The 11,418-nt window shown below is 66.0% G+C and carries 13 protein-coding genes; 5 read left to right on the top strand and 8 right to left on the bottom strand.

The features are described from left to right. Positions 1-70: 70 nt before the first annotated feature. Together Q8J98_RS08475 and Q8J98_RS08470 are read right to left on the bottom strand one after the other, a co-directional pair. The gene (locus Q8J98_RS08475; protein WP_305293961.1) at positions 71-1,717 is read right to left on the bottom strand and encodes an electron transfer flavoprotein-ubiquinone oxidoreductase; all 1,647 of its coding nucleotides are present in this window, start codon (positions 1,715-1,717) and stop codon (positions 71-73) included. Between the two features lie 53 nt (positions 1,718-1,770). Then, positions 1,771-2,808, bottom strand: coding sequence for a phosphatase PAP2 family protein (locus tag Q8J98_RS08470; protein ID WP_305293960.1), 1,038 nt, complete (start codon positions 2,806-2,808; stop codon positions 1,771-1,773). Between the two features lie 158 nt (positions 2,809-2,966). Between Q8J98_RS08470 and greA the strand changes: the two genes are divergently transcribed. Continuing rightward, positions 2,967-3,437, top strand: a complete 471-nt coding sequence (greA, locus tag Q8J98_RS08465) for a transcription elongation factor GreA (protein ID WP_305184295.1) — start codon at positions 2,967-2,969, stop codon at positions 3,435-3,437. An 11-nt stretch (positions 3,438-3,448) separates the two neighbouring features. After that, on the top strand, positions 3,449-4,483 hold the full coding sequence (locus Q8J98_RS08460) for a hypothetical protein (protein ID WP_305293959.1): 1,035 nt from the start codon (positions 3,449-3,451) through the stop codon (positions 4,481-4,483). Between the two features lie 9 nt (positions 4,484-4,492). Here the strand turns inward: Q8J98_RS08460 and Q8J98_RS08455 are convergent, their stop codons facing one another. Continuing rightward, complete coding sequence (locus Q8J98_RS08455; RefSeq protein ID WP_305293958.1) at positions 4,493-5,077, bottom strand: GNAT family N-acetyltransferase; 585 nt, start codon at positions 5,075-5,077, stop codon at positions 4,493-4,495. Continuing rightward, positions 5,074-5,655 (bottom strand): molybdenum cofactor guanylyltransferase MobA, encoded by a 582-nt coding sequence (mobA, locus tag Q8J98_RS08450; RefSeq protein ID WP_305293957.1) that lies wholly within the window; start codon positions 5,653-5,655, stop codon positions 5,074-5,076. The genes Q8J98_RS08455 and mobA overlap by 4 nt, the downstream gene beginning before the upstream one ends. Positions 5,656-5,724: 69 nt before the next feature. Between mobA and Q8J98_RS08445 the strand changes: the two genes are divergently transcribed. After that, on the top strand, positions 5,725-6,435 hold the full coding sequence (locus tag Q8J98_RS08445; protein WP_305293956.1) for an AzlC family ABC transporter permease: 711 nt from the start codon (positions 5,725-5,727) through the stop codon (positions 6,433-6,435). After that, positions 6,411-6,761: an AzlD domain-containing protein gene (locus tag Q8J98_RS08440; protein ID WP_305293955.1), complete on the top strand. Its 351-nt coding sequence runs from the start codon at positions 6,411-6,413 to the stop codon at positions 6,759-6,761. Before Q8J98_RS08445 ends, Q8J98_RS08440 begins: the two co-directional genes overlap by 25 nt. Here the strand turns inward: Q8J98_RS08440 and Q8J98_RS08435 are convergent. From Q8J98_RS08435 to Q8J98_RS08420, 4 genes are all read right to left on the bottom strand, one after another. After that, the gene (locus Q8J98_RS08435; protein ID WP_305293954.1) at positions 6,748-7,377 is read right to left on the bottom strand and encodes a hypothetical protein; all 630 of its coding nucleotides are present in this window, start codon (positions 7,375-7,377) and stop codon (positions 6,748-6,750) included. The genes Q8J98_RS08440 and Q8J98_RS08435 overlap by 14 nt on opposite strands. A 24-nt stretch (positions 7,378-7,401) precedes the next feature. Beyond that, a complete protein-coding gene (locus tag Q8J98_RS08430) occupies positions 7,402-7,536 on the bottom strand; it encodes an aa3-type cytochrome c oxidase subunit IV (protein ID WP_305184289.1) in 135 nt (44 codons plus the stop codon). A 61-nt stretch (positions 7,537-7,597) separates the two neighbouring features. Continuing rightward, a complete protein-coding gene (locus tag Q8J98_RS08425) occupies positions 7,598-8,659 on the bottom strand; it encodes an MBL fold metallo-hydrolase (RefSeq protein WP_370868072.1) in 1,062 nt (353 codons plus the stop codon). Further along, a complete protein-coding gene (locus Q8J98_RS08420) occupies positions 8,656-10,347 on the bottom strand; it encodes an acyl-CoA dehydrogenase (protein WP_305293953.1) in 1,692 nt (563 codons plus the stop codon). Before Q8J98_RS08420 ends, Q8J98_RS08425 begins: the two co-directional genes overlap by 4 nt. A 109-nt stretch (positions 10,348-10,456) precedes the next feature. Here Q8J98_RS08420 and Q8J98_RS08415 point away from each other — a divergent pair, with 109 nt between their 5' ends. Next, positions 10,457-11,416: an L-threonylcarbamoyladenylate synthase gene (locus tag Q8J98_RS08415; RefSeq protein ID WP_305293952.1), complete on the top strand. Its 960-nt coding sequence runs from the start codon at positions 10,457-10,459 to the stop codon at positions 11,414-11,416. Positions 11,417-11,418 lie beyond the last annotated feature (2 nt).

The raw sequence follows: 11,418 nt of genomic DNA, 5'->3' as shown, positions 1-11,418 counted from the left end.
GCAAGCCTAGCGAGGCCGCAGCGCCCGCGCAATGCGGGCGCGCGACCCTGAACCCGGTATCGCGCAAGCGTTACATGTTGGGGTAGTTCGGCCCGTCGCCACCCTGCGGCGTGGTCCAGGTGATGTTCTGGCTCGGGTCCTTGATATCGCAGGTCTTGCAATGCACGCAGTTCTGGAAATTGATCTGGAACCGCGGCCCTTCTGGCCCGTCGAGCACCTCATAAACCCCCGCCGGGCAATAGCGCTGCGCCGGTTCGCCGTATTTCGGCAGGTTCACCGCAATCGGCACCTCGGCATCGGCCAGATGCAGGTGGCAGGGCTGGTTTTCCTCATGGTTGGTGGCCGAAAAGGCGACGTTGGTCAGCCGGTCAAAGCTCAGCTTGCCATCGGGTTTGGGGTAATCGATCGGCGCATAGTTGCCCGCCAGCCCGGTTGCGGCAGCATCGGATTTTCCGTGATGCACGGTCCCGAACGGGTTCCAGCCGGTCAGGCTGGCCACCCACATGTCAAAACCGCCAAGCCCGAGGCTCGCCAGCATGCCGAACTTGGCCCAAAGCGGCTTCATGTTGCGCACCCGCCGAAGGTCGCGGGCGACCGGGCCGGAACGCAACGCGGTTTCGTATTCCACCAGATCGTCGCCACCGCGCCCGGCGGCAATTGCATCTGCCGCCGCCTCGGCTGCGGCAATGCCGGAGTGCATGGCGTTGTGGTTGCCCTTGATCCGCGGCACATTCACCAGGCCTGCCGAACACCCAAGCAGCGCGCCGCCGGGGAAGGAAACCTTGGGGATCGACTGCCAGCCGCCCTCGGAAATTGCCCGCGCGCCGTAAGCCACGCGCTTGCCGCCCTCCAATAGCTCGGCCACCATCGGATGGTGTTTCATCCGCTGGAATTCCATGTAGGGGTACACCCAGGGGTTCTCGTAGTTCAGATGCACCACGAAGCCGATGTAAACCTGATTGTTTTCCGCGTGGTAGATGAAACCGCCGCCACCGGCATTGCCGCCAAGCGGCCAGCCCATGGTATGCGTGACATTGCCAAGCTGGTGCTTGGCCGGGTCGATCTGCCAGATCTCCTTCATCCCCAGCCCGAACTTCTGCGGCTCGTGCCCGGCGGAAAGGTCGTATTTCTCGATCACCGCCTTGGCGAGGCTGCCGCGCACGCCCTCGGACAGGAACACGTATTTGCCGCGCAGCTCCATGCCCGGTTCATAGCTTGCGCCAAGGCTGCCGTCGGCATTCTTGCCAAACTCGCCCGCCACCACGCCAACCACACGCTCGCCTTCCAGCACCAGTTGGCTTGCCGCCATGCCGGGAAAGATTTCCACGCCCAGCGCCTCGGCCTGCTCGGCCAGCCAACGGCAGACGTTGCCCATGGATACGATGTATTTGCCGTGGTTCGACATCAGCGGCGGCATGGTGAAATTGGGAATGCGCATCTGGCCCGCCGGACCGAGCAGATAGATATCGTCGCGCGCGACCCGGGTTTTCACCGGCGCACCGCGCTCGGCCCAGTCGGGGATCAGCGCATCCAGCCCCGACGTGTCGAGCACCGCGCCCGAAAGGATATGCGCGCCGACCTCAGAGCCCTTTTCCAGCACCACCACCGAAAGCGCGGTGTTGATCTGCTTCAGCCGGATCGCAGCGGAAAGGCCCGCTGGCCCGGCACCCACGATCACCACATCATATTCCATCGACTCGCGTTCGATCCCGGTCATGCTCGGTTCCTCCGGCTGCCACTGCGTCTCGCTTCTGCCGGAAACTGCGTAGCTTACCTGACCGAACGGCGCAATCGTAACGCTGCGAAGTTGCCGCGTGAAAGCAGCGCAGGCAACCGTGTCAGCGCCTTGGCGGCGAGCAGCACAGCACTTGCCGCGCCTTGCCTTTGCGCCAGCCAGACAAGTCCCACGAAGGCGATCGAGACGTAGCCATCAATCGCGTAGTGGTAGCCGGTGAATGCCGACATGAACAGGATCGCCAGCAGAAAAGCCGCACCTATGGGCGCAAGCCAACGGCTCCGCTCGGCCAGATAGAGCGCGAACAACGTGGCGATGGCGACATGCAAGCTGGGAAATGCCGAAATCGCGGCGCTGGGTTGCTGGGCACCGTTAAGGTAATTCCACCACATGTAATCCTGAATTGCGCCAATCTGCGAATCGGCAATGCCGCTTTCCAGCAACGTCGGGCCGAGCGCCATAAACCGGGCAGCGCCCAGAAGCTGATCGTAAAAGACCGGGCCTGCGGAAGAGCCCGCCAGCGCCAGTAGATTTCCAAGCACGATCCAGCTTGCAAGGTAGAGTGTCAAAAACCGACGGCGGCGGTCTTTGTCATCATCGCTCGCGGCCAGCATCAGCGGAAAAAGCACCGCCACGAAGGACCAGCCGAGAAGATAGATCTGCTCAACCAGCGCCACCGGCAGCCCGCGCCCCCATGCGTGCACCAGCACCCAGGCGTCGGTGCCGCCGTGCAGCCAGGCATCGACCTGCGCCAATGCCGGGTCGGCGTAAAAGGGAACCATCCCCGGCAGCAAGGTCTTGAGGGTAGCGAACCCGACATGCAGCGGCAGCAAGGAAGCGGCCGCCAGCCAGAAATCCAGCAGGCGCTGGCGCGCTTGTGGCACCGGCCAGAGCAGTGCCCGCAGTGTTGCAATGCAAAACAGCACCGACACCGGAATGAGCAACAGCTCCGCCAGTTCCTGCATAGCCCCGCCCGCGGCACCAAGCGCAGCCAGCGGAGCCTCTGCGACCAAGGCAGCCACGATCAGGGCAAAGGCCAGATATGCCAGTGTCACCAGAAAGTAGTTTCGCATGCCGCACCCCTTGCCATTCGCCTTGCCACCATACCCAGGATCGCGGCAAAATTTTGCCGAACAGCGCAAATTCGTGCCCCGGCCTTGACTTTCGGGCCGCAACGCGGATTTAGAGGAGGTGAGCTGCAGTTTTGTCAGCTTTCGCGAGCGATGGCCTCATGGAAAAAATCCCGATGACACGGGGGGGCTTTGACGCCCTCGATGACGAACTCAAGACCCTGAAAACGGTGGATCGCCCCGCCGTCATCCGCGACATCGCGGAGGCGCGCGCGCATGGCGATTTGTCGGAGAACGCCGAGTATCACGCGGCACGCGAACGCCAGAGCTTCATCGAGGGCCGAATCAAGGAGCTTGAGGCGGTCATCAGCCGTGCCGAGGTGATCGACCCGAGCCGCTTCACCGGCGCGATCAAGTTTGGTGCCACGGTGACGCTGGTCGATGAACATTCGAGCGAAACGCACACCTACCAGATTGTCGGCGAGGTCGAGGCCAATATCGAGAACGGCCTGCTCAATATCCGCTCGCCGCTTGCGCGCGCACTGATCGGCAAGGACGAGGGCGACAGCGTCGAAGTGCGCACCCCCGGCGGCGAGAAAAACTACGAAGTTCTTACTGTCCGCTTCGTCTGAGCGGGGTGCACATGTCCGACGCCCGCCCCGACCCCAAGTCCGAAAGCCAAGGCATAGGTTTGCGCGGCTTCGCAGCGCCGCCAACCTCGTGCCGCTACAGCGGGGCCGAGATCGTGGCGCTGGTGCTGACACTGGTCTGGCTGGGTTTGGTGGCGCTGTTTTTCGTGCTTGTCGATAGTGGCGGCGAAGGCGGCACCGGGGTGCTGCCGGTGATGATGACACTGGTGGGCATATTTCTGCCGGTTGCGATGATCTGGGTGGCAGCGATCACCGCCCGCACCGCGCGCGAAATGCGCGCCGAAGCGCAGCGTCTGCAACAGACCATCGACACCATGCGGCTGGGCTGGCAGGCAAATCAGGCCGCACTGGCGCGGCCATTCGAGCGCAGGCTGGAAGAAATCGCCGCCTCGGCGCGGCAGACCGAAACCGCAGTGGCAACCTTCACCTCGCGCCGCGACGGGCAGGCAAGCCAGCCTTCCGCCGACCGCAAGGCGGCGCTGGTGGTGCCCCGCGCTACGCCGGGCGAAGATGAACCGTCGCTCGCGCTCGGCACCCCGGCAGAACAGCTCGCGGCACCGGTTTCGGTGGCCGATTTCATCCGGGCGCTGAACTTTCCCGACAGCGGCGAAGACGCCGAGGGCTTTCGCGCGCTGCGCCGGGCGCTCGAGGAACGCGGCACGGCAAAACTGATCCGCGCCGCGCAGGATGTGCTGACGCTCTTGTCGCAAGACGGCATCTACATGGACGATCTGAAACCGGACCGCGCCCGGCCCGAGGTCTGGCGGCGGTTTGCCAATGGCGAACGTGGGCGCGAGGTGGCCGGGCTCGGCGGGGTGCGCGATCGCTCAAGCCTCACTCTCACCGCCGGGCGGATGCGCGGCGACACGATCTTCCGCGATGCCGCGCACCATTTTCTGCGGCAGTTCGACAAGACCTTTACCGAGTTTGAAAAGAACGCCTCGGATGCAGAAGTGGCCGAGCTTGCCGAAACCCGCACCGCGCGCGCTTTCATGCTGCTCGGTCGCGTCACCGGCACCTTCGACTGAGGCACCGCGTCAAAGGTCGCGCACCATCACCCAGAAGCCGCCGAATTCGAACAGCCAGCGCGTCAGCCTGCTGCTGCGCCGGGCGTGCACAACAAAACCGCGCCGCTCGTAAAGCGCGCGCGCGCGCAGATTTTCCTCAACCACTTCAAGCCGGACGGAGCGGTGCCCGCGCGCCGCCGCCTCGGCGCAGAGCGCCTCCAGCAAGGCCGCGCCTATACCCTGCCCGCGCGCCTTGGAAAGCACCGATAGGCCATCGACCACAATCCCCTCGGCGGCAATATCCTGTGCGAGCAGGCGCAGGCAGGCAGCGCGCCAAAGCCCGCCAAATCGGCCGTAGACAGCGCAGAGATCAGCCAGCCCGCCGCCGACAAATGCCCCCCGCGCCGTGCGAAACCCGACAAGGCCCAGCACCGCGTCGTTCCTGTCGCGCGCGAGCAGCACATGCGCGGGGTCAAGCACCCTTTCGATGAAAGCGAGCGCCTTTTTCTCCGGGCCCATGACTTTCGCCAGCTTGGAGCCGAAGGCGAGCCAGTAGAGCGCGGCTGCCGCCTGTCGGTCAGCGGGCGAGAGACTGCGGGCATAGCCAACCCTCACGATGCCCGCCCCGCCAAAAACGCCTCGGCGGCGGCAAGATCATCGGGCGTGTTGATGTTGAAGAAATGCTCGGGGCCGTCAAACTCCACCCGTTCAGCCCCTGCCAGCGCCGCCCGTAAACGCCGTTCGCCCGTAGCAAATAGCGCCGCAAGCCGCGCACGGCCAGCCACCGGCCAGAGCGCAATGCTCGGGTGGTCGCGCCCGGCACAGGCAGCGTAGGCCGCGCCGGGTTCCGCCGCGAGCCGCGCCGAAAGGTCGGCGGGCAGAAACGGGGTATCGACCGCCGAGACCAGCAGCCTTTCGGCACCAAGCCCCGCTGCCCAGTCAAGCCCCGCGAGAACGCCAGCCAAAGGCCCTTCGCCCACGCGGCCCGAGGCATCGGCCAGCACCGGCAGCCCATATTCCGCAAACCGCGCGGCATCGCCGTTGGCCGAAAGCGCCAGCGCTGCCACTTGCGGTGCAAGACACGCCACGACATGCGCCAGAAGCGGCCGCCCGGCGAGCGGCAGCAACGCCTTGTCGGTGCCACCGAGGCGCCGCCCCGCGCCGCCCGCAAGTATCATCCCCGCAATCCGCACCACGGCCCCGCTTGCATCCCCCACCTATTGCAATATGACTGGCGCATTCGCGCCCGAAAGCCAAGCTCCATGCCCCGATCTTCCGTTTCCGCCGCCTACTGGCTCGGCTTTCGCCACAGCCTTCCGTTCGTGCTGGTAATCATTCCCTTTGGCCTGCTGTTTGGCGTTGCCGGCAGCGAGGCGGGGTTCAACCTGACCGAAGTCATGGGGTTTTCGGTGCTGGTGATCGCCGGCGCGTCGCAGTTTGCCGCAGTGCAACTGATGGCCGACAATGCGCCGGTGGTGATGGTGCTCGTCACCTCGCTCGCGGTGAATTTGCGGATGGCGATGTATTCCGCCTCGTTGACGCCGCATCTCGGGGCCGCGCCGACATGGCAGAAGGCGCTTGCTGCGTATTTCATGGTCGATCAGACCTATGCGCTGGCGATACAGGAATATGAACGCCGCCCGAGCCGCAGCGTGGCGGAAAAGATCGCCTATTACGCCGGGGCCTGCACCCCGGTCTGCCCGCAGTGGTATGTCTCGACATTGGTCGGAGCCACCGTGGGCCAGGCGATTCCGGCCGAATTCGCGCTCGATTTTGCGGTGCCGATCACCTTTCTTGCCATGCTTGCGCCGATGCTGCGCAGCCTCGCGCATGTGGTGGCGGCAACGGTTTCGGTAACGGTGGCACTGTTGCTTGCGTTCCTGCCGGGCGGGGTCGGTCTGCTCATCGCTGCCGCGGCGGCAATGTTCAGCGGAGCGCAGGTCGAGCTATGGCAACAACGGAGGCGGATGTGAGCTATTCGACCGGCGCAATCTGGGTCGTCATCATCGGGCTGGGCATCGGCACGTTTCTGTTGCGCTTTTCATTCCTTGGCATGATCGGCAACCGCTCGCTGCCGGAATGGGCGCTGCGGTATCTGCGCTATACGCCAGTGGCGGTGCTGCCTGGGCTTGTGGCTCCGCTGGTGCTCTGGCCCGCCGCCACCGATGGTGCTTTCGATCTGCCGCGGTTTCTGGCGGCGGTGGCGACGGTGGGTATTGGCATCGTGACACGCAACAACCTCGCCGGTATCATCGGCGGGCTGGCGGTGCTCTATCTCGCCTTGTTCAGCCTAGGGTAGGGGTCACGCCCGCGCGCAACTCGGCCGGGGTCACCATCAGCACGCCCGAATTGTCATCCGGGTCGCCATCGTAGTGTTCGGCCCTGGTAACCCCCGGCAATTCGCCAAAGGCGCGCGAAAGTGCCTTGGGGAACATGGTCGTGTTGACATTCTCGAAGCCCGGCACTCCGCCGAGAATGGTCGAGACCGAGTTGCTGCAAAATGCCTTCGGCACCGCACCATAAGCCTCAACCCGTGCCCGCAGCACCTCGGCCACCTCAAGCGAAACCGGCACTGTCTGTTCAAGCACCCAATAGGTCTCGCGCGCGTGGTAATCGATGTAGAAGACCCGCATCTGGTCGGTGATGCCGTAATGCACATCGTTCCGCTCGGGCACAAAGGGGTGGTACCAGGTGCCCGCCGGGTCAAAAAGCACGCGCTGGACACCATCAATGATCAGTGCCGAATGCGCACCCGAGCCGGTGTCGGTGCTGATCACGGTAAAGAGCGTGATCGAAGGTGGGGCCTTGCTCGAATAGACCGCACGGGCGACAGCGTCATCGGGGGCCCAGACAGGCTCGGCACCGCAGGCAGCCAGAAGCAGCGGCAGGAAGAGGCAAATGAGCAGGCGGCGCATCTTGCAGGCTCCAGGGTTCGGGGGTCAGCCGTTGACGATTGCTAGAAACACCAAAATCACCGCAATGGCAACGGATGCGCGCTTCACAAAGGTCACGAAGCTGGCAAACGTGTGCTGTTGCGCCGCAATATTCATGTTCCCCGATGCGTGGTCAGCCATGGCTCTCTCCCTGTTCAATCCGGTTGGGTTGCAGCCGATCTAGCAAATCTGCGGCAATCTGTCACGCCCCGCCGTGCGACCTTGCTGCCTGCCAAAGCCAGACGCCCTCACCGCTCAACCGGCGCGTGGCGCGACCGGTCTGCAAAAGGTGGTTCAGGTGCGCCACGGTCTCGACCAGTGCAAGGCCGTATTCCGCTTCGCCGATGCTGCGTCGGAAAAGCGCCGGGAAGCAGGCGCAGGCGGTGCGCGGTTCTGCCAGTAGCGCCTGCAACCGCGCCAGCCCCTTGTGATGCGCCTCGGCCATCTGCGCCAGCCGCTGCGGCAGGCCGGTGAAAGGCAGCTTGTGGCCGGGCAGCACGAGGTGCTGATCCTCGGCAAAGCGCGCCAGATGCGCACAGGACTCGAGCCATTCGCCCACCGGGTCAGCCTCGGGCTCGGTCGCGTAAACGCCAAGGTTGGCGCTGATCGAGGGCAAGAGCTGGTCGCCGCCAATCACCAGATCGTCGCTTTCGCTCCAAAACGTCGCATGTTCCGGTGCGTGGCCATGGCCGATCCGCACGCGCCAGCTGCGCCCGCCCGCGGTGATTGCCTCGGCCTCGGCAATGCGCCGATAGCCAAGTGGCAGCGGGTGCACCGTGTCGCAGAAGTTGAAGGGCCGCTCCCTGGCGCGGCGGGCGAGCAGCGCGGGCTCCATCCCCGCTGCGTGCCAGAATGCGAGCGTTTCGGCCGCCGGCACCGGCTGTTCGTCGAGCGCCAGCATGCGCGCGAAAAGCCAGCTCGTGCGGGTGGTCCAAAGCGCGGCACCCCGCGCCTGAAACCAGCCCGCAAGGCCGATATGATCGGGGTGGTAATGCGTGACCAGCACCCGCACCACCGGCTTGCCCGCAAGCGGCCCGGACAGAAGCGCCGCCCAGACCGTCCGCGCGGCTGGCGTATCCATGCCCGGGTCGATCACGGTCCAGCCTTCGCCATCATCAAGCGCGAAGGCGTTGACATGATCGAGCACCATCGGCAGCGGCAGCCGCAGCCAGAGCACGCCCGGCGCTACCTCATGCGCCTTGCCGGGCGCGGGCGGCTCGGCCCAGGGGTGGCGGACCGGGGCAATGCCCGGCACGCGGTTCACAGCGCCAGATCCTCGGGCGAAAGCGCGAAAAGCCCCTCGCCCCCCTCGCGCGCTTCGGCCAGCGCGGCGGCATATTGCGGCAGCAGGCGGCGGATATAGACGGCAGCAAGTGCCGTTCGCGGCCCGGTGCCGCCCTCTGCCACCGCCGCGCGAAGGTGGTAATGCGCGCCAAGCACCCGGGCGAAGGCACGCAGATAGGGCACGGCACCGGCAAAGCGATCTTCCATGCCCTGCGCCAGAAGCAGTTCGGTGGCCTCGCGGAGGGTCTCGGCGGCGGCCCAGACATCGCCCGCAAGCTGCGGCACGAGGGCACGCGCCGCTTCGGCATTGTCTTCGACTTCCTGCAGCAAGCGGAAGGCGGCCTCGCCGCTGTCCATCATCTTGCGCCCGACAAGGTCCATCGCCTGAATGCCGTTGGTGCCTTCATAAATCGCCGTCACCCGCACATCGCGGTAGAACTGCGCGGCTCCGGTTTCCTCGATGTAACCCATGCCGCCGTGCACCTGCACGCAGGTCTCCGACACGTTCATGCCCACGTCGGTGCCATAGGCCTTGGCAATAGGGGTCAGCAGGGCTGCCCGCGCCGCCCAGTCCGCCTCGCCGGTCGCGCGGCCCAGATCGAGCGCCACCGCGCAGGCCAGCGCGATGGCCCGAGCAGCAAAGACCTCGGCCTTCATCGTCGCCAGCATCCGGCGCACATCGGCGTGGTTGATGATCGGGCCCATCTGGTTGCGCTCGCCCGCGTATTCCAGCGCCTTCTGATACGCCGCCTCGGCCACCCCCACGCCTTGCACACCCACCGCCAGCCGCGCATTGTTCATCATGGTGAACATCGCCGCCATGCCCTTGTGCGGTTCTCCCACCAGCCAGCCCTTGGCCGCTTCGTACGCCATGACGCAGGTCGGTGAGCCATGCAGGCCCAGCTTGTGCTCAAGGCTCACCACCTTCAGGCTGTTTGCCACGCCGGGGTCGCCGCTGGCATCGGGCAGGAACTTCGGCACCATGAACAGGCTGATGCCGCGGGTTCCCGGCGCTCCGTCTGGCAGGCGGGCGAGCACAAGATGGCAGACGTTCGCGGTCAGGTCGCTGTCGCCCCAGGTGATGAATATCTTCTGCCCGGAAATCGCATAGGTGCCGTCGCCCAGGGGCTCGGCCTTGCTGCGCAGCGCGCCCACGTCGCTGCCCGCTTGCGGCTCGGTCAGGTTCATCGTGCCCGACCATTCACCGGAAATCAGCTTGGGCAGGTAGAGCGCCTTGATCTCGTCGCTGGCATGGTGCTCCAGCGCCTCGATCTGGCCCTGGGTCAAGAGCGCGTTCAGCTGCAATGGCAGGCAGGCCCCCGACATCATGTCGTTCACCACCATGTTCAGCGTTTGCGGCAGCCCCATGCCGCCGAAATCGGCCGATGCCGCCACCGCCACCCAGCCGCCCTCGGCAATCGCCGCGAAGCCTTCCTTGAAGCCGGGTGATGACCGCACCACGCCATTCTCCAGACGCGCCGGGGTCCGGTCGCCCGCCCGCGCCAGCGGGGCCAGCACCTCGTCGCACATCCGCCCGGCACCTTCGAGAATCGCTTCGACCATATCGGGCGTTGCCTCGGCAAAGCGCTCGGTCGCAGCAAGCGGAGCCAGGGGCACCACCTGCCCGAGGATGAAGCGGAATTCGCCCACGGGTGAATGATACGGCATGGTTTTCCTCCCTCGCGCGCGCCTTGGCATCACGGGCCGGGGCGCGTATGGCTTTTGTCAATGGTTAGCCCATGGCGGCCAGTTGCACAGCATCAACGCAGCGTCACGAATGCCCGAAGCCGTCGCCACCCGCCTGATCGCCCCCACCGGCCCCGGCATTGCCGAGGCGGCGGCACTGCTGCGCAGCGGTGCCTTGGTCGCGTTTCCGACAGAAACCGTCTACGGGCTGGGCGGCGACGCCAGAAGCGACCTCGCGGTGGCGCGGATATTCGCGGCCAAGGGGCGGCCGCGGTTCAACCCGCTGATCGTGCATGTGCCGGACCTTGCCGCAGCAGCCGCGGTTGCGCATGTCTCGCCCGAGGCCGAGCGGCTGGCCGCCGCCTTCTGGCCGGGACCGCTGACGCTGGTGTTGCCGCTGCGCGAAGGCGCGGGTCTTTCGCCGCTGGTCACGGCGGGCAACGAAAGCGTGGCAATCCGGGTGCCCGCGCACCCGGTGGCGCAAGCCCTGCTCCGCGCCTTCGGTGGCCCGCTGGCGGCACCATCGGCCAATCCGTCAGGCAAGGTCAGCCCGACGCGGGCGGCGCATGTGCTGGCGGGGCTTGCGGGGCGCGTTGCTGCCGTTGTCGATGGCGGCCCCTGCGCGGTGGGGCTGGAAAGCAGCATCGTGGCGCTTGACCCGCCGCGCCTGCTGCGCCCCGGCGGGTTGCCGCTGGAGGCGATCGAGGCTTGCCTCGGGGGGCCGCTTGCCAGCGACCCCGACCCTGCCAGGCCGCTTGCCCCCGGTCAGCTCGCTTCTCACTACGCCCCTGCTGCCGCGCTGCGGCTTGACGCGCAAGCGCCCGTGGCGGGCGAGGTCTGGATCGGTTTTGGCGCGCCTGTCTCAGGCGGGGCGCTCACGCTTTCGGCTTCGGGCGATCTGGTCGAGGCGGCGGCGAACCTGTTTCAAGCGCTGCGCGAGGCGGATGCGCTGGCCGGCCCGAAGGGGCGCATTGCGGTTTCGCCGATTCCCGAAAAGGGCCTTGGCCGTGCGATAAATGACCGCCTGCGCCGCGCCGCAGCGCCGCGCTGAAA

It is taken from the genome of Phaeovulum sp., assembly GCF_030684035.1.
Classification (GTDB): Bacteria; Pseudomonadota; Alphaproteobacteria; order Rhodobacterales; family Rhodobacteraceae; genus UBA6213.
The sequence above is the reverse complement of the archived record's forward strand: the minus strand, read 5'-3'. Positions and strand labels throughout refer to the sequence as shown.